Here is a 25,500-nt window from a genome sequence, read left to right on the forward strand (position 1 = left end):
CGGAGTGGCCCGCGCGCACCGGGGCCGTCGATCTCGGAGTGACGCATGGGACAACGGTTCCGTACAACCGGCAACCGTTTGTCGTCGTCGGTGTATACGCTTCAGTCCGCTTGAGTCCTTTTTCCCCGTTCAGGCCTCCAGGAGCAGGAATGCACGGCCACGGCTTCGCGCCGCCGCAGCCCCGGCGCCCTTCGACAGCGCTGCTCGTCGTCGTGCGCCTCGTCTTCGTGGCGCTCGCGCTGCTCAGCTTCGGACTTCTGGCCTGGGGCACGATGCTGCGCATCGCGATCATGAGGGGGCGGCGGTCGGACTGGCTGCTGTTCTGGCTGTCGCTCGCGGTCGCCGTGACCTGCCTCGTCGTCATCGGGGAGTTCTCTTCCGAAAGCGAGACGCCGGCGGCCGTGGCGCCCCCGGAGTCGGTGGATTACGTGTGCCTCCTCGCCATGCTGGGGCTGGCGCTCGGTGTGCCGACGCACTACCTGGTCGCCGACATCCGCCACTACCAGGAGCCGCGCACGGCCGCGGCATGGCCGCCGCCGTTGCCGACGGGCTCGCCGTACGGTCCGGCGGCAGCGGCCGCAGGGCTGTACGGGATGCCCCGACATCAGCCGGCGGGCTACGGCTACCCGCCGGCGCAGCCCCCGGCTCATGTCCCGGCCGACCGGCCCCCGACCCAGGTCCCGGCCGTGCAGCCCTCGATCCATGTCCCGGCCGACCAGCCTCCGGTGCCCCCGATACCGGCGCCCCCGATACCGGCGCCCGCCCCGTCCACACCGCCGTCCTCCGCGCCCGCCACCGGGCGGATCGACCAGGTCCGCGCCGAACTCGACGAGCTCAGCGACTTGTTGCGCAAGAAAGAGGACAAGTGAACGGCCGCGTCGTCGCGAACCGTTACGAGCTGTCCGCGCTCATCGGGCAGGGCGGCATGGGCCAGGTCTGGACGGCGTACGACGGGCGCCTCGACCGCCGCGTCGCCGTCAAGCTGCTGCACCCCGGCCACATGGCCGCCGCCACCGCCGCCGACGAGATGCGCCGCCGCTTCGTGCGCGAGTGCCGGGTGACGGCCCAGGTCAGCCACCCCGGTCTGGTCACGGTCCACGACGCCGGCAGCGACGACGACGACCTGTACCTCGTGATGCAGTACGTCGAGGGCGCCGACCTCGCCGACCACCTCGCGGAGCACGACCCCTACCCGTGGGAGTGGGCCGTCAGCGTCGCCGCCCAGTTGTGCGCGGTGCTCGGCGCGGTGCACGCCGTGCCGATCGTCCACCGCGACCTCAAGCCGCGCAACGTGATGGTGAAGCCCGACGGGACGGTCACCGTCCTGGACCTCGGAGTCGCCTCCGTCATCGACACGGACACCACCCGGCTCACCCACACCGGATCGCCCATCGGCAGCCCCGCCTACATGGCGCCCGAGCAGGCGATGGGCGGCGCTGTCGGCCCGTACACCGACCTGTACGCCCTCGGCGTCCTGCTCCACGAACTCCTCAGCGGCAACGTCCCCTTCGCGGGCTCCACCGCGCTCGGCGTCCTCCACCGCCATCTCTACGAGCCGCCGCTCCCGGTCCGGCAGCTGCGCCCCGAGGTCCCCGAGCCGCTGGAGGCCCTCGTCCTGCGCCTGCTCGCCAAGGACCCGGAGCACCGGCCGTCCGGCGCGCAGGAGGTGTACGAGGCGCTGGCGCCGCTGCTGCCCTCGCGCGGCGCCCCGGCAGGTCCGCTGGATCCCACCCGCCCCTTCCTTCGCCCGCACGCCCCCTGGCCGGACCGTGCGAGCACTCCGCCGCCGCCGGCCGCACCGCCGATGGCGCACGAGCCCAGGCCGGACGTCGCCGCCGCCGTCGACGAGGTCAAGCGCCTGCTCGGCGAGGGCAGCATCACCCGGGCCGTGGACATCCTCGGCGGCATCCTCCCGGCGGCCGCGGCCGAGCACGGCGAGCACTCACCGGTGGTGAGGATCCTGCGCAAGCAGTACGCGGCGACGCTCATGGACGACGGCCAGTACCGCCGCGCGCTGCCCGAGCTGCGCCGGCTCGCCGACGATCGCACGGCCGAGGCGGGGCCTTCCGACCCGCAGACCCTGCAGTTCCGCTTCGACGCGGCCCAGTGCCTGGAGCAGCTGGGCGAGGCGGCCGCCGCGCTCGCTGAATACCGCGCGGTCCTGCCGTACTACGAGAGTGCCGACCACGAACGGGCGCTCCAGGTGCGGCACCGCATCGGCCACCTGCTGCTTGCGGTCGGCGATCACAAGGCCGCACGGCACCAGTTCCAGGCGCTGCTGTCGGACGCGGAGCGCGTGTACGGCTCGTACCACCAGCTCCCGTTGGAGCTGCGGCGCGCACTGGAGCGGCAGCAGCAGTTCCGCGCGGGCTGAGACAACGGAAGCGGCCCCGCTGCCGTGCGCAGCAGCGAGGCCGCTCCCGGGCCCGGTCAGCTCGCCCGGAGATAGGCCGACGTCGAGACGCGTCCCAGCATCCGCAGCCTGGACGCGCCGGCCGCCAGGTGCTTGTCCAGGGCGTCCTGCACGCCCGGCCACTTGTTGTCCCCGTAGTCGTCGAGCACCACGATTCCGCCGGGGGCGACGATCTCCTCGACCCATTCCAGGTCCGCCCGGACCCCGTCACCGGAGTGGTCGCCGTCCACGATGACGACGCCGTACTCCCGGTCGGAGACTGCCTTGCGCACGTCGGGGTCGGACGAGAAGCCCCGCTCGATCCTCGACGCGTACGCCTCCGGGCTGCCGGCCAGCGCCAGGTTGGCCCGTACGACGTCCTCGTCCACGGGGGTGCCCGTCGGGTCGGCGTGGTGGGTGGTGCCCGGCTGGAGCTGCGAGCCGGCCAGCGGGTCGACGATCGTCAGGTCCGGCCGTGTCCCCGCCCGGTGCATCATCCGCAGCAGGGCGGACGCGAACTGCCCGTACAGTGTGCCGATTTCGAGGATGCTGCCGTTGGGCGGGGACAGCAGGGGGACCGTGGCGAGCTTCCCGCACACATTGGACGTTGAGCCCGCCAGCCGGCCGACGCCCAGTGCCTCCTGGGCGACGACCGTGCGGTAGGCGACGACGACGCTGCGGTGTGCGTGCTCGCTGCCGCCGCTCACCTGCTGTATCTGCCGCACCAGCGTGTCGATCGCGCCGCGCGTCGGCATCCGGTGCGTTCCCCTGCCCGTGCTGTCGAGGAGCAGGCCCAGCGCGTACTGCCGGGTCCGCATCTCCTCGACCTCTCTGCGCAGGGAATCGACGTCGGCCCGCAGGGGCTTGGTCACACGCTCCACGCCCCGTCTCACGTGCGGCTCGACCAACGTGAGGGCGGGACGCAGGACTTGCTTCGTCAAACGGCTGGGCACAAAAGGCATGCCCGGGAACGTACGCGTGATCAGCCCCCGACCCCACCAAGGGCCGATGCTGCGCAGGTGAAGTCTTGATGTCGCCGCCGTGAAGAAGGCCGCGGTCCTTCCTTGAGGGGAAGGGCCGCCCGTCACACCTCCCGGCGACCCGCTCCGGCGCCGGGACGCCGCCTGACGACCCAGACCGTGACGGCCAGCGCGACCAGCGCACCGGCGCCCGCGGCCGACCCCGCGAGCAGGCCCGGCGGCCGGAAGGAGCACGTGACGGTGGTACGGGTGCCGTCCAGCGGCACGGCGACCAGACCGAGGTACGCGTCCGCCGGGCGCCCGTCGCAGCTCCAGCCCGCGATCCGCGGTGCCGCGAGCACGGCCGTGCCCTTCGTACCGGGCGGCAGCTCGGCCGTGACGCCGCTGTCCGTGACCTCGACCGCCACCGCGCCGGTCCTGCTCAGCCGGGCGACCGCGGCCGTCAACCGGTCCCGGTCCAGACAGCCGATGATCGCGTCCCGCGGCGCCGCGCCGCCGTAGACGACGGGGGCGCCCGGCTCGGTGACCGTGCCGAGCGGCGTGAGCGCCGCCCGCCGCTTCGGCAGTCCGCCGAGCAGCCGGACCTCGGGGCCGTCGCCGACGCGCGCCGTTCCCGTGTGGTCGGGCGCCCACAGGAACACCTCGGTGCCGACGCGGCAGGCGCCCGCGACCGGGGACTCGTACACCTTCGCGCCCAGCAGCATCTCCTGGTTGCGGAACGGAGAGGTGCCGTAGCGCGGCTCCGGGCCCGCCGGGCGCACGGTCACCAGCGGGGGTGTGTCCTGCCGGATCACCCGCGGCCGCTGCCCGGGGGCGGTCCGCAGCCGGGCCCCGACCGAGAAGACGGCGTCCGTGACGGGGTTGTCCAGGGACTGCAGACTGCGGCCGCGTGACGTCCAGCCGCCGCCGAGCGCCGCCAGCGTGCGCGTCAGCACCTCGGGCGTGTGGCTGCTGTAGTACGACGCGCCCTGACCGCCCAGCAGGATCGGGTCGTTGCCCGTGAGCTGCGTGCGCCCGGGGTCCGTTCGGTAGCGGGGCCAGCCGTCGGCCGCGGCGACGGCGGCCGCCCGCTCGTCGTGCGAGGCGCCCCACGACGGGTAGTCGTCGAGCCTGGCCGGGCGCTCGCGATCGGCGTACGCGGTCGTCGCGGCGGCCTGGCCGACGAGCGCCCCGGTCAGCAGCACCGCTGCCACCGCCACGGCGCGGCCCCGCGCGGCGAGCAGCAGACCGCCGACCGCGGCGGCCAGGCCCGCGGCGAACAGCAGGTACGCCGGTCCGGTGACCAGTTCGCTGCTGCCGGCGCCGAGCGCCATCGCGGTCACCACCGCGCCGCCCCCGAGCAGCGCCCGCCGACTGGGCCAGCCGCGCGACAGGCACGTCCAGGCCGTGATCACCACAAGGCCGGCGAGGACGAAGGTCTGCCGGTAGGGGCTGCCGTTGGGGGTCGCGAAGGCGTGCCACACCAGATGCGTCGGCCCCCATTGCATCGAGACGGCGACCGCCACCGTGAGCGCGGTCCACACCCGTCTCTCGCGCCGGGGCACGGACCGGTTGAAGGCGAGCCCGCCGGCCAGCAGCAGTGCGCCGCCGCCGATGAAGACGGCGGGGGTGAAGAAGCTGTACGTCGCCGGCAGGGTCCGGGCGAACACGTCCGTCCAGCCGGCGGGGGTGAATTCCTTCGTCCACCCCGGGTAGGCGTGCCGCGCGCCGAGGAACACGGGGACGAGGACCGGAGCGGACAGGCCGATCCCGAGCAGCACCGTCCATCCGGACCGCAGCAGGGCCCGTATCCGCTCCTGCGCCTGAGTCTCCGCCAGCAGCCGGGCCACCAGCACCAGCGCGGCCCCGAGCGTGGCCATGTACGCGGTGTAGAAGTTGGCGACCCACGCGAGCGCGACGATCACCGGCCCCAGCAGCGGCCTGACGCCCTTGCGCGCCCACTCGCCGACGAGGCACAGCAGCGGGAAGGCGATCAGACCGTCCAGCCACATCGGGTTGTACGACGCCTCCACGACCGACCAGCCGCACAGGGCGTAGGACGCGCCGAGCACGCCCGCCGCCCAGCGGCGGCCGTTGCCCTTGTGCAGTGCGGTGAGCAGCCAGGTCATGGCCGCGGCGGCGGCCGCCATCTTGACAAGCGTCACGACGTACACGGCGAGGTCGATCTCGTCCCGCGGGAAGACACCGACGAGCAGCGAGATGGGACTTGTCAGATAGGTGCCGAGGTCGGGCAGTGCGCTGGTGCCGTAGCCCGACTGCCAGTTGAGCAGCACACCGCCGTCCGCGCGGCCGTGGAGCAGATCCCACAGGCGGGCGTGGAACGGGACGAACTGGTTGCCGAGGTCGTTCACGCTGCGGGTGCGCGGTCCGAAGGGAAAGGTACGGGCGACGGCGTCACCGGCGCTCATGGTCCCGACGGTGATCAGCGCGGCGAGTGCGGCGGCACGGCCGCGCGCGGAGGGCAGAGTCCACATGATGCATCGAATATGCCAGCGCCGATCGTGAAAACGTGCTGGGCGCGGGCCAGTTCACCCAATGGTCGCCTGTATGTCATGCGAAACACGGGGCGGCGACATTCGGGCGGGTTGTTGTTCTCCCGTGCTGATCTCGATAGTTGTCCCGTGTTTCAACGAAGAGGAGATCATCGGCCGCTTCCACGACCATGTGACCGCCGAAATGGACCTGCTGGAGCAGGAGTTCGAGCTGGTCTATGTGGACGACGGAAGCCAGGACCGGACGCTCGATCTCCTCCAGGAGATCGCCGAGGCCGACTCCCGTACGCGTTATGTGTCCTTCAGCCGCAACTTCGGCAAGGAGGCGGCGATGCTCGCCGGCCTCCAGCACGCCGAGGGCGACGCGGTCGTCATCATGGACGCCGATCTGCAGCACCCGCCGGAGCTGGTGCGGCGCATGCTGCAACTGCACGAGGAGGGCTTCGACCAGGTCATCGCCAAGCGCACCCGCAAGGGCGACCGGGTCACCCGCACCGTCACCGCGCGCGCCTACTACTGGCTCATCAACCGGCTGGTCGACGTCGAGCTCGTGGACGGCGTGGGGGACTTCCGGCTGCTGTCCCGCCGGACGGTCGACGCGATTTTGGAGCTCACCGAATACAACCGGTTCTCCAAAGGGATCTTCGCCTGGGTCGGATTCCGTACGACGACTTTCGAGTACGAGAATGCGGTACGTGAGCAGGGCCGCTCCAAGTGGAGCTTCGGAAAGCTGCTCAACTACGGTCTGGACGGGCTTCTCTCGTTCAACAACAAACCGCTGCGGGCGGCGATCTACCTGGGAATGCTGCTGCTCGCGGTCGCCATGGCGTACGCGGCGTGGATCGTCGGTGTCGCCCTGGTGAACGGTGTGGACACCCCCGGGTATGTCACCCTACTCGTGGCGGTCATCGCGCTCGCCGGCGTGCAGATGCTGATGCTCGGAGTGGTCGGCGAGTACGTCGGCCGCATCTACTACGAGGTGAAGCGGCGACCGCACTTCCTGGTGAAGGCGACCAACGCCGGCCTCCGCCGGGACGACGAGCGGAACAGGCGCACGGGGGAACTGGTAGGGCGATGACGGTACGGGGCCAGATGGTCAGGTTCGCCCTGGTGGGAGTGGTGAACACCGGGACGTACTACGGCCTGTACCTGGTGCTGCTGATCTGGCTTCCGTACGTGGCGGCGCATGTCGTCGCCTTCCTGCTGAGCATGGTCGGGTCGTTCTTCCTGACCTCGTACTTCACCTACCGCACGCGACCGACCTGGCGGAAATTCCTGCTGTTCCCGCTCACCAACGCGGCGAACTTCGTGGTCACCACGGCCGGCGTGTACCTGCTGGTGGCCGTGCTCGGGTTCGGCAGCCGGTACGCGCCGCTGATCGCGGCGGCGGCGGCGATCCCGATCACGTTCGTGGTCTCCCGCACGATCATGCTCCGCCCGGAGCGCCGGTCCGAGCCCGCCCCGGAGCCGGAGCGCACCTCGGCCGGCTGACACGGTGACGCGCCTGCGCATCCCCTGCCGCAGGCGAATCGTTTGGCGAATCAGTGGCCCAGGTCACTGTCGACTGCCTACCATCGATCACCGCAAGGTCTTGTGCATCGAAGCACAATCCCAGGGGAGGCCCCTTTGCACCGCCGCCGTCGCACCGCGCTCGCCGTCTCCGCCGCGATCATCGCCGCCGCGCCGCTCCTCGCCGCCTGCGGCAACGAGGCCCACCCCGGGGCCGCCGCCGTCGTCGGCGGGCAGCGGATCGACGTGTCCACCGTCCAGGCCAAGGTCAAGGACGTGCGCGAGGCGCAGCGGGCATCCGATCAGGCCGCTCAGATGATCAAGGACACCGGGCAGCTCGGGCGGGCCAAGCTGTACGACCTCATCGTGGACAAGGTCGTGGAGAAGGCAGCCGCCGACGCCGGGGTGAAGGCGAGCCGCAAGGAGGTCCAGGACGCGCGCGCCGCGCTCACGGAGCAGTCCGGCGGCCAGGAGCAGCTGACCGCCATGTACCTCCAGCAGCGCGGTGTCGCCCCGGACCAGCTCGACGACGTCGTGCGCCGGGACGTCCTCGTGAACAAGATCGCGGAAGCGCTCGGCGCGACGAACGGACCCGAGGGCCAGCAGAAGATGAACGAGGCCTTCACCGCTGCCGCCAAGTCGCTGCACATCGAGGTGAACCCGCGCTACGGCGCCTGGGACGACACCGAGCTGGAGCTCGGCACCTACAAGGCGCCCTGGATCACCCAGGTGACCAAGGAGGCGGAGGCGGCCCCGGCCGGTGCCTGAGCCGAGGACACGGTGCCTTGGCCAGGGGCGCCAGGCCGTGAGTCGAGGACACGGTGCCTTGGCCAGGGGGCGCCAGCTCCTGGGTCGAGGACGCCGGGGCTTTCGCCGGGGCACCTGAGTGGAAGGAGGGGACCCGGCCGAGGCAGGAAAGGGGCCCCTCCGGCCCGCTCCCGGGCCGAGGTAGGTTCGAGGAGTGACCGAACCTGTCGACGCCGGCCGTATCGTCCTGCTCACCGCCAGCCACCGGGTGGCGCCCGGACTGCTGTCCTGGCCGGCGTGGCAGACGCTGCACGCCGCCGACCGGGTGCTGTGCGCCGACGCCGCCCACCCCCAGCTGCCGTATCTGCGCGAGGCGGGCGTGGCCGTGGAGCATGCCGCGCCGAGTGCCCGCGAGCTCGTCGACGCCTGCGCTGGGGGCACCTCCCAGGCCGAAGGCTCTAGGGGAGGGCGCACCGTGGTCGTCCTCGCCGCCGGTGAAGGGGACCGGGCGCTGACCGACGGACTGGCCCGGCTCGGCGGCTCGGGACAGCTGAACATGCCCGACCTGGAGCTGCTCCCCGGCTCGTACGACCTGCCCGGCGCCCGGCTGCTCGACCTCGTCGAGGTCATGGACCGCATTCGCCGCGTATGCCCCTGGTCCTCGCAGCAGACGCACAAGGGTCTGGCCAAGTACGGCATCGAGGAGGCGTACGAGCTCGTCGAGGCCATCGAGGACGGCGACCGCGACGAGCTGCGCGAGGAGCTCGGCGACGTCCTGCTCCAGGTCGTCTTCCACGCGCGCATCGCCGAGGAGGACGCCGAGAGGCCGTTCTCGATCGACGACGTGGCGGGCACCATCGTCGAGAAGCTGATCCACCGGCATCCGCACGTCTTCGGCGACGAGAGCGCCGAGACGCCGGAGGAGGTCAAGGCGCACTGGCTGCGCACCAAGGCGATCGAGAAGCAGCGCACATCGGTGACCGACGGCGTGCCGCTCGGGCAGCCCGGCCTCGCCCTCGCGGCCAAGCTGGCCTCCCGGGTCCGTACGGCCGGCCTGGACGCGCCGCCCCCGGCCGGCGAGGGCATCGGCTACGAGCTGCTCGCCCTCGCCGTACGCGCGGAGGCGGACGGTGTCGACCCGGAGGCGGCCCTGCGCGCGGCGGCCCGCGCCTACCGCGACGCGATCCGCGCGGCGGAGGGGCACGGCGGGGCGGATACCGTCGAGGGGTGACCGACCCGAACACCCCGCCCGAGCTCTTCACCTGGGAGTTCGCCACCGACCCCTACCCCGCCTACGCCTGGCTGCGCGAGCACTCGCCCGTGCACCGGACCGCGCTTCCGTCCGGGGTCGAGGCGTGGCTGGTGACCCGTTACGCGGACGCGCGGCAGGCACTCGCCGATCCCCGGCTGTCCAAGAACCCGGCGCATCACGACGAGCCCGCCCACGCCAGGGGCAGGACCGGCATCCCCGGTGAGCGCAAGGCCGAGCTGATGACGCACCTGCTCAACATCGACCCGCCGGACCACACCCGGCTGCGCCGCCTGGTGTCGAAGGCGTTCACGCCCCGGCGCGTGGCGGAGTTCGGGCCGCGCGTGCAGGAACTGACGGACCGGTTGATCGACAACTTCGCTACAAAGGGGAGCGCCGACCTCATCCACGAGTTCGCCTTCCCGCTGCCCATTTATGCCATTTGCGACATGCTGGGCGTTCCCCGCGAGGATCAGGACGACTTCCGTGACTGGGCCGGGATGATGATCCGTCACGGCGGAGGTCCGCGCGGTGGTGTCGCCCGGTCCGTGAAGAAGATGCGGGGATACCTGGCCGAGCTGATCCACCGCAAGCGGAACGACCCGGGGGACGACCTCATCTCGGGGCTCATCAAAGCGTCCGACCACGGTGAGCACCTGACCGAGAACGAGGCCGCCGCCATGGCGTTCATCCTTCTCTTCGCGGGCTTCGAGACGACCGTCAACCTCATCGGCAACGGCGTGTACGCGCTGTTGCGCAACCCGGAGCAGCGCGAGCGGCTGCAGCTCTCGCTGGCCGCGGGTGAGAGCGGACTGCTGGCGACCGGTGTCGAGGAACTGCTGCGCTACGACGGGCCCGTGGAGCTCGCCACCTGGCGGTTCGCCACCGAGCCACTGACCGTCGGCGGACAGCGGATCGCGGCAGGCGACCCCGTACTCGTCGTACTCGCGGCCGCCGACCGCGACCCCGAGCGCTTCACGGAGCCCGACGCGCTCGACCTCTCCCGGCGCGACAACCAGCACCTGGGATACGGGCACGGCATCCACTACTGCCTGGGCGCCCCGCTCGCGCGGCTCGAAGGGCAGACGGCGATCGCGACCCTGCTCAAGAGAATGCCGGACTTGCGACTTGCGGGCGATCCGGCCGATTTGCGGTGGCGTGGCGGACTCATCATGCGCGGATTGCGCACTCTGCCCGTTGAGTTCACCCGCGAAACTAGCTGACGGGCCGTCAAAACTGTGACTTTCACGTGATCTGCGCTGCATCGACTTGTGACTTACGTTCGAGTGCGGCTACGTTCACCGTCGACTCGGCAGGCATCAGCAGGCCGCTCAGTCCCCAGTAGTCACGCGAAAGGCAACCGCATGCGCTCCGGGAACGGACGTCACCGTCGACCCCGTCAGGCTCCGGCCATCGTCGTTGCGGCAGGGGTGACCGGCTCGGCCATCGCGCTCCCGCTGCTCGGCGCGGGCTCCGCCTCCGCCGCCGACGCCAACGCCTGGGACCGCGTCGCCGAGTGCGAGAGCGGCGGCATGTGGAGCGCCGACCTCGGCAACGGCTTCTACGGCGGGCTTCAGTTCTCGCAGCAGACGTGGGAGGACTTCGGCGGCACGGTGTACGCGTCGAGCGCCGACCTGGCGAGCCGTTCGCAGCAGATCGCCGTCGCGGAGAGGGTGCTGGAAGCCAAAGGCCCCGAGGCCTGGCCCGTCTGCGCCTCGATCGCCGGCCTGACGGACGACGGCGCCGCGACCGGCGTCGACCCCGGAGACACCCTGCCGCTGCCGGACGCGAACTCGGAGCCCGACGCCGAAACGAATCCCGAAGCCGGTCCCGACGCAAGCGCGTCGGCCGATTCCGCCGACCCGTCCACCGGCCATGCGCAGGGCTCGGGGCGGGCCGCCGCGCCGGACGCGTCGACGACCCCCGCACCCAAGGACGGCGACGCCTCGAGGCCCCCCTCGTCCGATCCGGCCGACTCGTCCGGCGTGTATGAGCCGGGTGCTCCAGGCAGCGGCGAGGCGTCCGACGGGGCGACGGGCAAGCACCGTGGCACGCCCGCGCCGGACGATGCCGAAACGGGCATCGAGGGCAATGAGCGCGATAGCGGGCGTCATGCTTCACGGGGTGACGGATCGGCGCGTGACGGGGCAACGGGTGGCGCGTCCGACGGCGCCTACACCGTCCGGGAGGGCGACACCCTGTGGGCCATCGCCGAGGAGCGGGAGGTGCCCGGCGGCTGGAGCGCCCTCTACGAGGCGAACGAGGCGACCGTCGGTGCCGACCCCGACCTCATCCGGCCCGGTCAGAGCCTCGATGTCGGCCTGAACCGACCGTAGTTCGGGCGTCGATTCGCCGGTATATGTCCGATCTGTGCAAGTGAGACAAGGGTCTCTTTGCTGCAACTGCCGGATCTGGCCCAGCAAATTCGCCCAAGCCGTGCCCGACCTGCGCAAACACCTTCTTATTGGAGGGTGGTTCGGGCGATTTCTCCCCGATGTTCGACTTTGAACATCGGGGAGTGGTGTGTTTACGGTCTGAACCGCTCGCCATCGCGGGCACCGTCGACCGTCACGCCGAATCCTGCCGTCGGTCGGGGGGAACAGTCGTCGCTCAGTGCGCCGAAGGCAGGAGCGGGGGACCCAAGGTAAGTGCCGGTCCCGGTCGTCGATCACGACGGCCGTGAACGGCTTGGGGTGAAGCCGCGCGATGCACGATCGCGCGGCCGGGCAGCTCGTCCACAGGTCCTGACGGACCCGGGGACACCCACCGGCCCGAACCCGACAGCTCACCTCGCAGGCGTCGGTGAGGAGAAGCTCCATGCTGCGTTCCAGCAAGGCCGCGCACCGCCGTCCGTCGAAGGTCGCCCGTATCGCCACACTCGCCGGCGTCGCCGGTGCCGCCATCGCCGCCCCGCTGCTTGGTGCCACCTCGGCATCCGCCGCCACCGCCTCCGAGTGGGACGCCGTCGCCCAGTGCGAGTCCGGCGGTAACTGGTCCATCAACACCGGCAACGGCTACTACGGCGGCCTGCAGTTCTCCGCCTCCACCTGGGCCGCCTACGGCGGCACCGCCTACGCCGCCAGCGCCGACCAGGCCTCCAAGTCGCAGCAGATCGCGATAGCCGAGAAGGTCCTCGCCGGCCAGGGCAAGGGCGCCTGGCCGAGCTGCGGCGTCAACCTCTCCAGCGCCCCCTACAACGGCGGCTCCGCCGAGCCTGCGCAGCCCGCCGCCCAGCCGGCCGAGCGCGCCGAGGCCCCGACCACCCGCTCCGAGCGCGCCGAGGCCCCCGCCCCGAAGAAGGCCGCCGCCAAGCCCGTCAAGAAGGGCGACGGCGAGTACAAGGTCAAGGCCGGGGACACCCTGGGCAAGATCGCCGAGGCCGAGAAGGTCAAGGGCGGCTGGAAGAAGCTGTTCGACCTCAACAAGGACATCATCGACGACGCCGATGTCATCTACCCGGGTCAGCAGCTCCACCTGAGCTGACCCGCCGACCGGGCCGGCGGCTCCATGCGAGCCGCCGCGCGCCCGCTGTCCGCGCCCGCGCGCGGACACTCCCCAGCACCCCGGCCTGGCGCACCTTCCCCCGTTGCGCCGGGCCGGGGTTCGGCCATGAGGGCTTACTTACGAGTAGCTTGCGGGTGTTTTGTCCGGCACGCCCAGCGTTCATGCCCTTTTTCGTCCCACGGGGCGGGCATCGGCCGGGCTTTGCCCCCGCGCCGGTTAGGCTCTTGCCGCAAGGCCAAGCAGACCTCTGCATATTTCTCGCGTCACATCCCAGAAGGAGATGCTCGTGCCGTCCATCGACGTCGTCGTAGCCCGGGAAATCCTGGACTCCCGAGGCAACCCCACGGTCGAGGTCGAGGTTGGCCTCGACGACGGCAGCACGGGTCGTGCTGCTGTTCCGTCCGGCGCCTCCACCGGTGCGTTCGAGGCCATTGAGCTCCGCGACGGTGACCAGAACCGCTACCAGGGCAAGGGTGTCGAGAAGGCCGTCCTCGCCGTCATCGAGCAGATCGGCCCGGAGCTCGTCGGCTACGACGCCACCGAGCAGCGCCTGATCGACCAGGCGATGTTCGACCTGGACGCCACCGACAACAAGGCCTCGCTCGGCGCGAACGCCATCCTCGGCGTCTCCCTCGCCGTCGCACACGCCGCCTCCGAGGCGTCCGACCTGCCGCTCTTCCGCTACCTCGGCGGCCCGAACGCGCACCTGCTGCCCGTTCCGATGATGAACATCCTGAACGGCGGCTCGCACGCCGACTCCAACGTGGACATCCAGGAGTTCATGATCGCTCCGATCGGTGCGGAGTCCTTCTCCGAGGCCCTGCGCTGGGGCACCGAGGTCTACCACACCCTCAAGAAGGTGCTGAAGACCAAGGGCCTGTCCACCGGTCTCGGCGACGAGGGCGGCTTCGCGCCGAACCTCGACTCCAACCGCGCCGCCCTCGACCTCATCCTCGAGGCCATCAAGGAGGCCGGCTACACCCCGGGCAAGGACATCGCGCTCGCGCTCGACGTCGCCGCGTCCGAGTTCTACAAGGACGGCGCGTACGAGTTCGAGGGCAAGGCCCGCTCCGCCGCCGAGATGACCGAGTACTACGCGGAGCTCGTCGCCGCCTACCCGCTCGTCTCCATCGAGGACCCGCTGTTCGAGGACGACTGGGCCGGCTGGAAGGTCATCACCGACAAGCTCGGCGCCAAGGTGCAGCTCGTCGGCGACGACCTGTTCGTCACCAACCCGGAGCGCCTGGCCCGCGGCATCGAGGAGGGCACCGCCAACGCCCTGCTCGTCAAGGTCAACCAGATCGGTTCGCTGACTGAGACCCTGGACGCCGTCGAGCTCGCCCAGCGCAACGGCTTCAAGTGCATGATGTCCCACCGCTCCGGCGAGACCGAGGACGTCACCATCGCCGACCTGGCCGTCGCCACCAACTGCGGCCAGATCAAGACCGGCGCCCCCGCCCGCTCCGAGCGCGTCGCCAAGTACAACCAGCTGCTGCGCATCGAGGAGATCCTCGACGACGCCGCGGTGTACGCGGGCCGCTCGGCGTTCCCCCGCTTCAAGGGCTGATCACCGGCCGACGCCCTGTCGTCCGTACGTCCCCGGCCACGGTCCCGTACCGTGTCCGGGGACGTACGCGTGTGAAGGGGAGGCGAGAGAGATGGCCCGCAGGACGGAGCCGGACCGGTTCTCCACCGCGACCAGGCTGCGACTGCTCGGCGAGCAGACCGCCGCCCGCGTCTACCGCTCGCAGAGCCGCCGCCAGGCCCGCCGCTCCCGGCTCACCGGCCGCGCCGCGTTCCTCGCACTGGTCGTCTGCTCCCTCGTCGTCGCCCTCGCGTACCCGATGCGCCAGTACGTCTCCCAGCGCGCCGAGATCGCCGAAGAGAAACGCCGGATGGCCGAGGCCCGCGAGCGGGTCGAGGAGCTCCGGGACGAGAAGGCGCGCCTGAACGACGACATGTACATCCGGCGGCTGGCGCGCGAGCATCTGCACTATGTACTCCCCGGTGAGACCGGTTACACGGTGATCGACCCCGAGACCGCCGAGGAGCGCATCGAGGACGACGGCGCGGCGGACCGGCCCTGGTACTCCAACGTCTGGAACGGCGTGGACAACGCCGACCGCAAGTAGCCACCCAGCAGCGAACACAGCAACAAGGCAGGCATGGAAACCCCTCCTCCCACCACCGAGCACACCGCGCCGACCGACGCGGACATCGCCGCGTTCGAGCAGCAGCTCGGCCGGCCGCCGCGCGGACTGCGCGCCATCGCCCACCGGTGCCCCTGCGGGCAGCCGGATGTCGTCGAGACCGCACCCCGTCTGCCGGACGGGACGCCCTTCCCCACGCTGTACTACCTGACCTGCCCGCGTGCCGCTTCCGCGATCGGCACGCTGGAGGCGAACGGCGTCATGAAGGAGATGCAGGCCCGCCTGGCCACGGACCCCGAGCTGGCCGCCGCCTACCGCGCCGCGCACGAGGACTACATCGCACGCCGCGACGCGATCGAGGTGCTGCAGGGCTTCCCCAGCGCGGGCGGCATGCCGGACCGGGTGAAGTGCCTGCACGTCCTGGTGGGCCACTCGCTCGCGGCGGGCCCCGGCGTGAACCCACTGGGTGACGAGGCGATCGCGATGCTGCCCGAGTGGTGGCGCAAGGGTCCGTGCGTCTCGCCCGAGCTGCCCGAGGAGGCCGGGAAGTGACCCGCGTCGCCGCCATCGACTGCGGCACCAACTCCATCCGGCTCCTCGTCGCCGACGTCGACGCGGAGTCCGGCACCCTGGTCGACCTCGACCGGCGCATGATCATCGTCCGGCTCGGGCAGGGCGTCGACCGCACCGGGCGACTCGCACCCGAGGCGCTGGAGCGGACCTTCGCGGCGTGCCGCGAGTACGCCGCCGTCATCAAGGACCTCGGGGCGGAGACCGTGCGCTTCGTCGCCACGTCCGCCTCGCGCGACGCCGAGAACCGCGACGACTTCGTCCGGGGCGTCCTCGACATCCTCGGCGTCGAGCCGGAGGTCATCACCGGCGATGCGGAGGCCGAGTTCTCCTTCACCGGTGCCACCCGCTCGCTCGCCGGGCGCACCGACCTGGACGAGCCGTACCTCGTCGTCGACATCGGCGGCGGCTCCACCGAGTTCGTGGTCGGCGAGGAGCATTCCCGCCCGTCGCCCACCACCCTCAACGCAGGCGCTACGCGCCACCCCCTCTCTCTTGCCGCCCGGTCCGTCGACATCGGCTGCGTCCGGCTGACGGAGCGGCACGCGCCGAGCAGCCCTGCGACGCCCGAGCAGATCGCCGCGATCCGCGCCGACATCGACGCCGCGCTCGACCTCGCAGCCGAGACCGTCCCGATCGGCGAGGCCCGCACCCTCGTCGGCCTCGCCGGCTCCGTGACCACGGTGGCCGGGATCGCGCTCGGCCTGCAGAGGTACGACTCCACGCGGATCCACCACTCGCGGATCTCCTACGAGCAGGTCGAGGAGGTCACGACGATGCTGCTGAACGCGACGCACGACGAGCGCGCGGCGATCGGCGTGATGCACCCCGGCCGGGTCGACGTCATCCAGGCCGGGGCGCTCGTCCTGCTCACGATCATGCAGCGCATCGGTGCCCGCGAGGTCGTCGTCAGTGAGCACGACATCCTCGACGGCATCGCCTACAAGGCGGCCGAGGGCTGGATCTAGCGGCTCCGGCTAGGCGGCTTCCGCCGACGGGGCGGGGGTGAGCACGACGAACTCCGCCCCGGCCGGGTCGTTGCACACCGCCAGCCGGCCGACGCCCTCCGCGTCCTCCGGGCCCATCGAGACCGAGCCGCCGTTCTCCCGCACGAGGGCCACCGTGGCGTCGCAGTCCGCCGAGCCGAAGACGGGGTGCCAGTACGGCTTCGCGTCGCCGGACGCGAACATGTCGGGGACGGCCATGAGACCGCCGAACATCCGCTCCGGCGGATGGTCCTTCGGGGTGAGCATCGTGTACGTGCCGCCACCGCCCGGGAGCTCCATGTCCTGGCCGGTCCATCCGAAGACCGTGCCGTAGAAGTCCCGCGCGGCCGAGGAGTCGGTCGTGTACAGCTCGACCCAGCTCAGGCTGCCCGGGCCGTCCGCAACCTCGATGCCCGGGTAGCTGCCGGGCTGCCAGACGGCGAACTGGGCGCCCTGCGGGTCGGTGAGCTGGGCGAACCGTCCCTCCTCCGACTCTTCGGACGGCGCCGTGCGGACGGAGCCGCCGGCCTGCTCGACGGCCTTTGCGGTGGCCTCGATGTCGGGGGTGTGGAAGTAGACCATCCAGGCCGAGCGGGCGCCCTCCTCGGTGAGCGGCCCGATGGCGCCGACCGTCTTGCCGTCGAGTCGGAGGGCCTTGTAGTCGCTCGCCTCGGCGCCGAACGGCTTGGCTTCCCAGCCGAAGACGGCGTTGTAGAAGGCCGCCGCCGCCGGGACGTCGCGGGCGCCCAGGTCGATCCAGCACGGGGAGCCGGGGACGAAGTCGGTGGTGATCATGTTCTGGTTTCTCCCTCTCCTGGGCGTGGTGCGGGACTCCTGGCTCAGCTTTCCCAGCCTGGCACCACCGGTGGCCGGTCGCGCGCCGAACCGCCCGGCGGGTCACGTGACCGCCCGGCTGCGCGGGGACTGGTCGGTGCTTGCGGCTGCACGCTCACGTGACCGCCCGGCTGCCGGCTCCCAGTGGCCACGAGATGCACCTGCTCGTCGCCATCCGTGCCGCGCGCCGCACCGTCCCGCCCGCAGTTCCGCCACGCTCACCACGGCGCACGCATATGGGTGAGCACGACCAGTCCCCGCCCACCTCCACGTCGTCGACTGTGCGGTCGCGATCACGGCGCTCGGCCGCCCGCAGGGTCGCGCCGAGCAGTCGGAGGACGTCATCCCGCACAGTGCCGGGCTCGCCAAGTGCTTCGCGGAGGTCTTCGACCAGCGCTGGAGCACGGGCCGCCGGTACGGCACGGGCCCCGGTACCGGCGCTCCGGCCGAGGACCGTTCGCCGAGGGAGCGCGAGGTCCTCGCCCTGCTCGCCGCGGCGCCGTGCGGCGAGGCCACCGCGGGCGGGCCCGGCTACTCCGGGCGGACACCCCGCGCCGGTTGCTGACGGTGCCGGCCGGACGAAGCCGGGCGCCGACAGCCGCTTCGTGGCAGGCGTGCCGCGGACGGTCCGGGCTCGTCGACGGAGCGGAAAGCCGGGGCCCATGGCTGCCTCCACGGGCCCGCCGAGGCATCCCCGCGCGACCCTGCGGAGAAAGTTCGTGAAGTTCTTCACAAGGAAAAGTGCGCTGATGGGCCCATCAGGGCCCCGAAACCCTGTCTCTACCCCCGTGTTGGCCGTGTGACAGCGGATTCCAAGGCATTCGGTATGCGTGGCCCGCACAGGGGAAGGAGGAGTGGTTCACCGACGGAGAGGCCTTAGGGGCCAGCTCACGCGGGGTGGAGAACGTCTCCGATACACCGTGGTTCCCGTAGCCCGCCATGACCTCGGTCACGTGGGCGGCGGAGTGTAGCAGAGGACACCCGAGTGCTTGTGAAGGGGCTCACGAGCACCCCCTCCGAGGGGGGTGGATACTCGATGGCATGAGCACCACGGAGCGTCCCAGGATCCTCGTTGTAGGCGGTGGGTACGTAGGCCTGTACGCAGCACGTCGCATCCTGAAGAAGATGCGCTACGGCGAGGCGACCGTCACGGTCGTCGACCCTCGCTCGTACATGACGTACCAGCCCTTCCTCCCCGAAGCTGCCGCCGGCAGCATCTCGCCTCGGCATGTCGTCGTCCCGCTGCGACGCGTGCTGCCCAAGGCTGAGGTTCTCACCGGTCGGGTCACGACCATCGACCAGGACCGCAAGGTCGCGTCCATCGCGCCGCTGGTCGGCGAGGCGTACGAGCTGCCCTTCGACTACCTGGTCATCGCCCTCGGCGCGATCTCCCGGACCTTCCCGATCCCCGGCCTCGCCGAGCAGGGCATCGGCATGAAGGGCATCGAGGAGGCCATCGGCCTGCGCAACCACGTCCTCGAGCAGCTCGACAAGGCCGATTCGACGACCGACGAGGACGTCCGCCGCAAGGCGCTGACCTTCGTCTTCGTGGGCGGCGGCTTCGCCGGCGCGGAGACCATCGGCGAGGTGGAGGACCTGGCCCGCGACGCGGCCAAGTACTACACCAACGTCAAGCGCGAGGACATGCGCTTCATCCTGGTCGACGCCGCCGACAAGATCCTTCCCGAGGTCGGCCCCAAGCTGGGCAAGTACGGCAAGGAGCACCTGGAGGGCCGCGGGGTCGAGATCTACCTCTCCACCTCCATGGACTCCTGCGTCGACGGCCATGTGGTGCTCAAGAACGGCCTCGAGGTCGACTCCAACACCATCGTGTGGACCGCCGGTGTGAAGCCCAACCCGGCGCTCGCCCGCTACGGCCTGCCGCTCGGCCCCCGCGGTCACGTGGACTGCGGCGAGACGCTTCAGGTCCAGGGCACCGACTACATCTGGGCCGCGGGCGACAACGCCCAGGTCCCGGACGTCGCCGCCCGCAAGGCCGGCGTAGAGAACGCCTGGTGCCCGCCGAACGCCCAGCACGCGCTGCGCCAGGCGAGGGTCCTCGGCGACAACGTGATCTCCGGGATGCGCGGCTTCCCGCAGAAGACGTACGAGCATGCGAACAAGGGTGCGGTGGCCGGTCTCGGTCTGCACAAGGGCGTCGCGATGATCGTCATGGGCAAGGTGAAGATCAAGCTCAAGGGCCGGCTCGCCTGGTACATGCACCGTGGCTACCACGGCGTGGCCATGCCGACCTGGAACCGCAAGATCCGCGTCTTCGCCGACTGGACGCTGGCGATGTTCCTCAAGCGCGAGGTCGTCTCCCTCGGCGCCATGGAGTCGCCGCGCGAGGAGTTCTACGAGGCCGCCAAGCCGGCCCCGGTCGCCGCTAAGCCGGAGGCCGAGAAGGCCAAGGCGTCGTAACGACACCTGTGCACTGACCCGAAGGGGTCGCCCGCCATCCGTGGTGCGGGCGACCCCTTCGGCGTTCCCGCCCCCGCTCCTCCTGATAGGTGTGTCGCGCAGGCTCTTGCGTGTGCATTGCGTGGTGCAGGGAATCACACAAAGTGGGCATCTTGTTGACGGAAGCGGAGCGTTCCGGGGAACCACCGTCACGGAGGTGTGCGCCATGGCCGACGCCGCACTGCGGCTGACCAGTCTTGCCGAGGAAGTGCTGGGAGTCCCGCTCCCCGTCCGTATCCGGGCCTGGGACGGCAGCGAGTCCGGTCCACCGGACATGCCCGTCCTCGTCGTGCGCCATCGCCGGGCGTTGCGGCGGCTGTTGTGGCGGCCGGGCGAGCTGGGGCTCGCGCGGGCGTGGGTCGCGGGTGACATCGACGTCGAGGGCGATCTCTACCGGGCGCTCGATCTGCTGTCCGAGTTCGTGTGGGAACGCGATCCGGACGCCGCCACCGTCCACCCGCTGCGCGACCCACGGCTGCGTGCCGCCGCCCGCGGCCTGCTGAAGCTCGGCGGCGCGCTGCCCCCGCCCGCCCCGCCCGCCGAGGAGGTTCGGCGCCGCACCGGACCCCTGCACACCAGGCGGCGCGACCAGGAAGCCATCAGTCACCACTACGACGTCGGCAACGACTTCTACGAGCTGGTTCTCGGTCCGTCGATGGTCTACTCGTGCGCGTACTGGGACGAGGGCGAGGGCACCCTGGAGGACGCCCAGCGCGACAAGCTCGACCTGGTCTGCCGCAAGCTGGGGCTGGGCAAGGGTGACCGGCTGCTCGACGTCGGCTGTGGTTGGGGCTCGATGGCGAGGCACGCGGCTCGCGAGTACGGCGCACAGGTCACCGGCATCACGCTGTCCCGCGAGCAGGCCGCGTACGCCCGCAAGCGGATCGCCGACGAGGGACTCACGGACCGGATCGAGATCCGCGTGCAGGACTACCGGGACGTCAGGGACGGTCCGTACGACGCCATTTCGTCCATCGGCATGGCGGAACATGTCGGCCGGGTCCGCTACCGCCAGTACGCCGACCAGCTGATGTCCCTGCTGCGGCCGGGCGGCCGCCTGCTCAACCACCAGATCGCACGCCGCCCCGAGAAGAACGAAGCGGCGTACCACGTGGACGAGTTCATCGACCGCTACGTCTTCCCCGACGGCGAACTGGCCCCGCTCGGCCGCACGGTCGCCACGCTGGAGGAGGCGGGCTTCGAGGTCCGTGACGTGGAGGCCATCCGAGAGCACTATGCCCGCACACTGCGCGCGTGGGTGGCCAACCTGGAGACGGACTGGGCCCGCGCGACCCGGCTGACCTCCGTCGGCCGCGCGCGGGTGTGGCGTCTGTACATGGCGGCGTCGGCGGTCTCGTTCGAGCGGAACCGGATCGGAGTCAACCAGATCCTGGCGGTCCGCACGCCGGTGTCGGGCCAGTCGGGTGTCCCGGCGCGACTGCGGGACTGGCGGGGGTAGGGGGCGTTCCAGGCCCGGAGGCTTCGCCTCCGGGCCCTCCCCCTACGCCCTGCGGGCGTGGGGGGACCCCCAGCGCCTCAAACGCCGACGAGGCTGCATCGCAAGCCCGTCCGGCGTTTGAGGACACCGCGCGGAGCGCGGTACTGGTCCGGGCGGGCGCGGTATCGGGATGGGGCTCCCACCCACGGCCGCCAGGCCGTAGGGGGAGGGCGGGTAGGGGAGAACGACCCATGCAGCGGCCACCCCCGCAGCGGACCCGCCCCCCGCCCCGGCCTACTCCGTCTTGATCGCCGTCAGCATGTTCAGTCGCGCCGCACTCCGCGCCGGCCACAGCGCCGCCAGCACGCCCACCACTCCCGCCAGCAGCAGGAAGATCCCGATCCGGTCCCACGGCAGGATCAGCGCGTAGCCGGGGATCTCGCTGCGGATCGTCTCGCCGATGGCCCACGCCAGGAAGGCGCCCAGGCCCACGCCGATCACCGCGCCGAACACCGAGATCACCACGGCCTCCAGGCGGATCATCCGCTTCACCCTGGCCCGGTCCAGGCCGATCGCCCGCAGCATGCCGATCTCCTGCTGACGCTCGAACACCGACATCGCCAGGGTGTTGACGACACCGAGTACCGCGATGATCAGGGCCATCGCGAGCAGGCCGTACATGATGTTCAGCGCCGTATTGATGAAGCCGCCGAACATGTTCCGGATGTCCTGCTGGTCCATGACGCTCATCGCCGGGTTGTCGCCCAGTGCGTTCACCAGCGCCTGCTCGTTCGCCGCCGTCGCGCCGCCGTCCATCGTCACCCAGATCTCGGAGATGTACGGCTTGGTCTCGTACGGGGCCACGAGGCCGGTCGGCACCAGCACCGACGAGAGGAACTCGTTCCCCTTGTACACGGCGCCGATCGTCACGTTCTTCTTCTCCGGCTTGTCCGCGTCGCCGAAGTTCGCCGGCAGCGTGTCACCGACCTTGTAGCCGTTTTCCTCGGCCGTCTTCTCCGCTACCGCGATCTCGCCCTTGGCCAGCGTCGCGAGCGAGCCGGACACCGTCTTCAGGTCGAAGACCTTCTCCACGTCCCCGGGGGTGACCGCCGACGCTCCGTGCCACGTGCCCTTGATCTCCAGCGACGTCGACTGCTGCGGCGAGACCGCGCTGACGCCCTTCGCCTTCCCGATCGCCTCCAGCGCCGACCGGTCCAGTCCGCCGCCACTGGCCATCGACACCATGTAGTCGGCCCGGATGTTGTCCGTCGTCATCTTGTCCACGGCCCGGCCCATCGTCGCGCCGAGCACCGAAAGCCCGGTGACCAGCGTCAGGCCGATCGCCAGCGCGGAGGCGGTGGCGCCGGTGCGGCGCGGGTTGCGGACCGCGTTCTGCCCGGCCAGCTTGCCGGACACCCCGAACACCTTGTGGAGCAGTGGGCGCACCAGGGCGATCACCGGCCGCGACAGCAGCGGGATCAGGACGATCATGCCGACCAGGGCGAAGAAGGCGCCGGCGGCGATGAGCATCCGGCCGTCCTTGCCGACCGCCGCGCCGCCGAGGACGCCGGCCGCGCCGAGGAGGGTGATGGCGCCGCCGATGCTGTTGCGCAGGACGAGAGACTTGGTCGTCGCGGCCGCGTGCACGCTGCTCATCGCCGCGACCGGCGCGATCTTCGCGGCCCGGCGGGCGGGCAGCCACGCCGCCAGCATCGTGATCAGCACGCCGACACCGAACGCCGCCACCACCGCTGTCGGCGAGACGACCAGAGGACCGGCCGGCACCTTCGCGCCGAACGCGCTCATCGTGGACCGCAGTCCGGTCGCGAGCCCGAGACCGAGCAGGAAGCCGACCACGGAGGCGACCGCTCCGACGACCATGGCCTCCAGGATCACCGAGCGCTTGACCTGACGGCGCGAGGCGCCGACGGCGCGCAGCAGCGCCAGCTCCCTGGTGCGCTGGGCGACGAGCATGGTGAAGGTGTTGGCGATCAGGAAGACGCCGACGAACAGGGCGATGGCCGCGAAGGCGAGCAGCATCGTGTTGAGGTTCGACAGGCCCTGCTCGATCTGTGCGGCCTGGTCGTCGGCGAGCTGCTCGCCGGTCTGCGCCGAGGCGTCCTCGGGCAGCAGCGGCTCGACCGCGTCGAGGATCTTCGTCTGGGAGGCCCCGGCCGCGGCGGTGATGGTGACGTCCTTGTAGGAGCCGGGCTGCAGGTAGAGCTTCTGCGCGACGGCGGTGTCGAACAGGACCAGGCTGCCGCCCGCGTTCACCGCGCCGTCCTCGGTGGTGAACACACCGGCGAGGGTGTACTCCTTCACCGGTCCGTTGGTGGCCACACGCACGGTGTCGCCGACCTCGTACTCGCCCTTGGCCGCGGAGTCCTTGTCGAGGGCGATCTCGTCGGTCGACGCCGGCCCGCCGCCGTCGGTGAAGTCGTACGCCGGGTCCTTGCCGTCCTTGTCCGGGGCGAAGTTCGCTCCGGTGTTGGACCAGCCGTTGCCGATCAGCTTGCCGTCCTGGTCGGCGACGCCGGCGAAGCCGGAGACGCGTCCGGTGGCGGCGGCCACGCCGTCGAGGGCCCGGATCTTCTCCAGGGTCCGGTCGTCGATGCCGGGGTTCCTCTCGCTGTCACCGGGGTCGGCGTAGGTGGTGACGGCCACCGCGACGTCGTCGTAGCTCTTGGCGGACTGTTTCCGGTAGGCGTTGCCGAGGGTGTCGGTGAAGACCAGGGTGCCGGAGACGAAAGCCACGCCGAGCATCACGGCGAGCACGGTCATCAGCAGCCGGGCCTTGTGCGCGAGCACATTGCGCAGGGCGGTACGGAACATGGTGTGTGTCCTGGGAATGGGCCGGCACACCGTGGCCGAGCCCGACGGCTCGGCCACGGGGCCGGACGGTGACAACAGGAGGTGGGGGGGAGGGACGGGCGGCGGCCGGTGTACGGGTCGGACCCCGATGCCGCGCGCGAGCGCCGTGCAGGAGCAGACGCGCCCGTACGGCGCGGGGGGCGGGCGGTCCCGCCCGGTCGGCGAGACGTTCCGCCCCGATCGGCGGGCGGCGTCGCGCCCGCGCGGGACGGACCGGTCCGCGGCCGGAGGGAGCGTCAGCTCGTACGGCCCTTGGCGTCGAAGGCCTTCATCCGGTCGAGCACACCGTCGGCGCTCGGGCTGAGCATCTCGTCGACGATCCGCCCGTCTGCCAGGAAGATCACGCGGTCGGCGTAGGAGGCGGCCACCGGGTCGTGCGTCACCATGACGACGGTCTGGCCGAGTTCGCGCACCGAGTTCCGCAGGAAGCCCAGCACCTCGGCGCCGGAGCGCGAGTCCAGGTTCCCGGTCGGCTCGTCACCGAAGATGATCTCGGGCCGGGAGGCCAGGGCGCGAGCCACGGCGACGCGCTGCTGCTGGCCGCCGGAGAGCTGGGCCGGACGGTGGCCGAGCCGGTCCCGCAGACCGACCATCTCGATGACACGCTGCATCCACTCCTTGTCGGGCTTGCGGCCCGCGATGTCCATGGGGAGCGTGATGTTCTCCTGGGCGGTCAGCGTCGGCAGCAGGTTGAACGCCTGGAAGATGAAGCCGATCTTGTCGCGGCGCAGCTGGGTCAGCTGCTTGTCCTTCAGGGTGCCGAGTTCGGTGTCGCCGATGCGCACGGAACCGGAGCTGAAGGTGTCGAGGCCGGCGACGCAGTGCATCAGCGTCGACTTGCCGGAGCCCGATGGCCCCATGATCGCGGTGAACTCCGCCTGGCGGAAGTCGACGCTCACCCGGTCGAGGGCGACCACCTGGGTCTCGCCCTGTCCGTACACCTTGGACAGGTCCGTGGCGCGGGCGGCCACTGCGGTGGCGCGGTGAGCGAGGGGCGTGGTGGTCACGAGAAGGGCTCCTGTCGGCCTTGTGCTGCGGGGACCACTCCATCGTGTCGTCGGCCGGGCCGCGAATCGTCACTCCGGATGCCCGTTCAGGTGGCCATCTCCAGTCGGACCGGGCGGCCCGCTCGTCATCCTTGGGTATGACGGCGTCCCTGAGGCCGGGCGCAGGCGTGCCGACCTGACATAGGCGCCCGGCAATTTTCCGTCAATCCGGATGCCGTATGCCGGTGGCGACGACCCCTGTGCTGCGGGTGCGAACGGCTGCTCACCAGCGCTGACGGACCCTCAAGCACCAATAAAATAAGACAACATCG

General features: G+C 71.1%; 20 protein-coding genes and 1 riboswitch. Of the genes, 15 read left to right on the forward strand and 5 right to left on the reverse strand.

The window, feature by feature from the left end:
- The first annotated feature begins 149 nt into the window (after positions 1–149).
- Both ACH5AF_RS09455 and ACH5AF_RS09460 read left to right on the forward strand, forming a co-directional pair.
- A complete protein-coding gene (locus tag ACH5AF_RS09455) occupies positions 150–869 on the forward strand; it encodes a hypothetical protein (RefSeq protein WP_398900926.1) in 720 nt (239 codons plus the stop codon).
- Positions 866–2,374: a protein kinase gene (locus ACH5AF_RS09460; protein ID WP_398900927.1), complete on the forward strand. Its 1,509-nt coding sequence runs from the start codon at positions 866–868 to the stop codon at positions 2,372–2,374. The genes ACH5AF_RS09455 and ACH5AF_RS09460 overlap by 4 nt, the downstream gene beginning before the upstream one ends.
- Before the next feature lie 56 nt (positions 2,375–2,430).
- On the opposite strand, the gene ACH5AF_RS09465 is transcribed toward ACH5AF_RS09460, so the two are convergent.
- The gene (locus ACH5AF_RS09465; protein WP_398900928.1) at positions 2,431–3,354 is read right to left on the reverse strand and encodes a class I SAM-dependent methyltransferase; all 924 of its coding nucleotides are present in this window, start codon (positions 3,352–3,354) and stop codon (positions 2,431–2,433) included.
- A 122-nt stretch (positions 3,355–3,476) separates the two neighbouring features.
- Positions 3,477–5,846, reverse strand: a complete 2,370-nt coding sequence (locus ACH5AF_RS09470; protein WP_398900930.1) for a YfhO family protein — start codon at positions 5,844–5,846, stop codon at positions 3,477–3,479.
- A 124-nt stretch (positions 5,847–5,970) separates the two neighbouring features.
- Here ACH5AF_RS09470 and ACH5AF_RS09475 point away from each other — a divergent pair, with 124 nt between their 5' ends.
- The 11 genes from ACH5AF_RS09475 to ACH5AF_RS09525 all read left to right on the forward strand — a co-directional run bounded on the left by ACH5AF_RS09475 (position 5,971) and on the right by ACH5AF_RS09525 (position 16,561).
- On the forward strand, positions 5,971–6,942 hold the full coding sequence (locus ACH5AF_RS09475) for a glycosyltransferase family 2 protein (RefSeq protein ID WP_398900931.1): 972 nt from the start codon (positions 5,971–5,973) through the stop codon (positions 6,940–6,942).
- Positions 6,939–7,355 (forward strand): GtrA family protein, encoded by a 417-nt coding sequence (locus tag ACH5AF_RS09480; protein WP_398900932.1) that lies wholly within the window; start codon positions 6,939–6,941, stop codon positions 7,353–7,355. The genes ACH5AF_RS09475 and ACH5AF_RS09480 overlap by 4 nt, the downstream gene beginning before the upstream one ends.
- 135 nt (positions 7,356–7,490) lie before the next feature.
- The gene (locus ACH5AF_RS09485; RefSeq protein WP_398900933.1) at positions 7,491–8,141 is read left to right on the forward strand and encodes a SurA N-terminal domain-containing protein; all 651 of its coding nucleotides are present in this window, start codon (positions 7,491–7,493) and stop codon (positions 8,139–8,141) included.
- A gap of 193 nt (positions 8,142–8,334) precedes the next feature.
- A complete protein-coding gene (locus tag ACH5AF_RS09490; protein WP_398900934.1) occupies positions 8,335–9,351 on the forward strand; it encodes a nucleoside triphosphate pyrophosphohydrolase in 1,017 nt (338 codons plus the stop codon).
- Positions 9,348–10,592: a cytochrome P450 gene (locus ACH5AF_RS09495; RefSeq protein WP_398900935.1), complete on the forward strand. Its 1,245-nt coding sequence runs from the start codon at positions 9,348–9,350 to the stop codon at positions 10,590–10,592. The genes ACH5AF_RS09490 and ACH5AF_RS09495 overlap by 4 nt, the downstream gene beginning before the upstream one ends.
- Before the next feature lie 141 nt (positions 10,593–10,733).
- The gene (locus tag ACH5AF_RS09500) at positions 10,734–11,705 is read left to right on the forward strand and encodes a transglycosylase family protein (RefSeq protein WP_398900936.1); all 972 of its coding nucleotides are present in this window, start codon (positions 10,734–10,736) and stop codon (positions 11,703–11,705) included.
- Between the two features lie 270 nt (positions 11,706–11,975).
- Positions 11,976–12,183, forward strand: a riboswitch (cyclic di-AMP (ydaO/yuaA leader).
- 3 nt (positions 12,184–12,186) lie between these two features.
- Entirely contained in the window at positions 12,187–12,852 is a 666-nt protein-coding gene (locus ACH5AF_RS09505) for a transglycosylase family protein (RefSeq protein WP_398900937.1), read from the forward strand.
- Between the two features lie 301 nt (positions 12,853–13,153).
- Positions 13,154–14,440, forward strand: a complete 1,287-nt coding sequence (gene eno / locus ACH5AF_RS09510) for a phosphopyruvate hydratase (protein ID WP_398900939.1) — start codon at positions 13,154–13,156, stop codon at positions 14,438–14,440.
- Positions 14,441–14,531: 91 nt separating this feature from the next.
- Complete coding sequence (locus ACH5AF_RS09515; RefSeq protein ID WP_398900940.1) at positions 14,532–15,005, forward strand: septum formation initiator family protein; 474 nt, start codon at positions 14,532–14,534, stop codon at positions 15,003–15,005.
- Positions 15,006–15,038: 33 nt separating this feature from the next.
- Positions 15,039–15,575, forward strand: a complete 537-nt coding sequence (locus ACH5AF_RS09520; protein WP_398900941.1) for a DUF501 domain-containing protein — start codon at positions 15,039–15,041, stop codon at positions 15,573–15,575.
- Positions 15,572–16,561: an exopolyphosphatase gene (locus ACH5AF_RS09525; RefSeq protein WP_398900942.1), complete on the forward strand. Its 990-nt coding sequence runs from the start codon at positions 15,572–15,574 to the stop codon at positions 16,559–16,561. Before ACH5AF_RS09520 ends, ACH5AF_RS09525 begins: the two co-directional genes overlap by 4 nt.
- A gap of 9 nt (positions 16,562–16,570) precedes the next feature.
- Here the strand turns inward: ACH5AF_RS09525 and ACH5AF_RS09530 are convergent, their stop codons facing one another.
- Positions 16,571–17,374: a VOC family protein gene (locus ACH5AF_RS09530; RefSeq protein ID WP_398900944.1), complete on the reverse strand. Its 804-nt coding sequence runs from the start codon at positions 17,372–17,374 to the stop codon at positions 16,571–16,573.
- A 1,080-nt stretch (positions 17,375–18,454) separates the two neighbouring features.
- Here ACH5AF_RS09530 and ACH5AF_RS09535 point away from each other — a divergent pair.
- On the forward strand, positions 18,455–19,834 hold the full coding sequence (locus ACH5AF_RS09535) for an NAD(P)/FAD-dependent oxidoreductase (protein WP_398900946.1): 1,380 nt from the start codon (positions 18,455–18,457) through the stop codon (positions 19,832–19,834).
- 205 nt (positions 19,835–20,039) lie between these two features.
- Complete coding sequence (locus ACH5AF_RS09540; protein ID WP_398900947.1) at positions 20,040–21,332, forward strand: class I SAM-dependent methyltransferase; 1,293 nt, start codon at positions 20,040–20,042, stop codon at positions 21,330–21,332.
- Between the two features lie 273 nt (positions 21,333–21,605).
- Here the strand turns inward: ACH5AF_RS09540 and ACH5AF_RS09545 are convergent, their stop codons facing one another.
- Both ACH5AF_RS09545 and ACH5AF_RS09550 read right to left on the reverse strand, forming a co-directional pair.
- A complete protein-coding gene (locus ACH5AF_RS09545) occupies positions 21,606–24,143 on the reverse strand; it encodes an ABC transporter permease (protein ID WP_398900948.1) in 2,538 nt (845 codons plus the stop codon).
- 275 nt (positions 24,144–24,418) lie between these two features.
- Positions 24,419–25,189, reverse strand: a complete 771-nt coding sequence (locus ACH5AF_RS09550) for an ABC transporter ATP-binding protein (protein WP_398900950.1) — start codon at positions 25,187–25,189, stop codon at positions 24,419–24,421.
- Positions 25,190–25,500: the final 311 nt, after the last annotated feature.

The sequence above is a fragment of the Streptomyces sp. NPDC018833 genome, assembly GCF_044390825.1.
Classification (GTDB): domain Bacteria; phylum Actinomycetota; class Actinomycetes; order Streptomycetales; family Streptomycetaceae; genus Streptomyces.

What these genes read in the sequence shown, in the direction of transcription:
- ACH5AF_RS09455 (WP_398900926.1), top strand. Translation starts at nt 150, where the DNA reads ATGCACGGCCACGGCTTCGCGCCGCCGCAGCCCCGGCGCCCTTCGACA.
- ACH5AF_RS09465 (WP_398900928.1), bottom strand. Translation starts at nt 3,354, where the DNA reads ATGCCTTTTGTGCCCAGCCGTTTGACGAAGCAAGTCCTGCGTCCCGCC.
- ACH5AF_RS09470 (WP_398900930.1), bottom strand. Translation starts at nt 5,846, where the DNA reads ATGTGGACTCTGCCCTCCGCGCGCGGCCGTGCCGCCGCACTCGCCGCG.
- ACH5AF_RS09480 (WP_398900932.1), top strand. Translation starts at nt 6,939, where the DNA reads ATGACGGTACGGGGCCAGATGGTCAGGTTCGCCCTGGTGGGAGTGGTG.
- ACH5AF_RS09500 (WP_398900936.1), top strand. Translation starts at nt 10,734, where the DNA reads ATGCGCTCCGGGAACGGACGTCACCGTCGACCCCGTCAGGCTCCGGCC.
- ACH5AF_RS09505 (WP_398900937.1), top strand. Translation starts at nt 12,187, where the DNA reads ATGCTGCGTTCCAGCAAGGCCGCGCACCGCCGTCCGTCGAAGGTCGCC.
- eno (WP_398900939.1), top strand. Translation starts at nt 13,154, where the DNA reads ATGCTCGTGCCGTCCATCGACGTCGTCGTAGCCCGGGAAATCCTGGAC.
- ACH5AF_RS09515 (WP_398900940.1), top strand. Translation starts at nt 14,532, where the DNA reads ATGGCCCGCAGGACGGAGCCGGACCGGTTCTCCACCGCGACCAGGCTG.
- ACH5AF_RS09520 (WP_398900941.1), top strand. Translation starts at nt 15,039, where the DNA reads ATGGAAACCCCTCCTCCCACCACCGAGCACACCGCGCCGACCGACGCG.
- ACH5AF_RS09530 (WP_398900944.1), bottom strand. Translation starts at nt 17,374, where the DNA reads ATGATCACCACCGACTTCGTCCCCGGCTCCCCGTGCTGGATCGACCTG.
- ACH5AF_RS09535 (WP_398900946.1), top strand. Translation starts at nt 18,455, where the DNA reads ATGAGCACCACGGAGCGTCCCAGGATCCTCGTTGTAGGCGGTGGGTAC.
- ACH5AF_RS09540 (WP_398900947.1), top strand. Translation starts at nt 20,040, where the DNA reads ATGGCCGACGCCGCACTGCGGCTGACCAGTCTTGCCGAGGAAGTGCTG.
- ACH5AF_RS09545 (WP_398900948.1), bottom strand. Translation starts at nt 24,143, where the DNA reads ATGTTCCGTACCGCCCTGCGCAATGTGCTCGCGCACAAGGCCCGGCTG.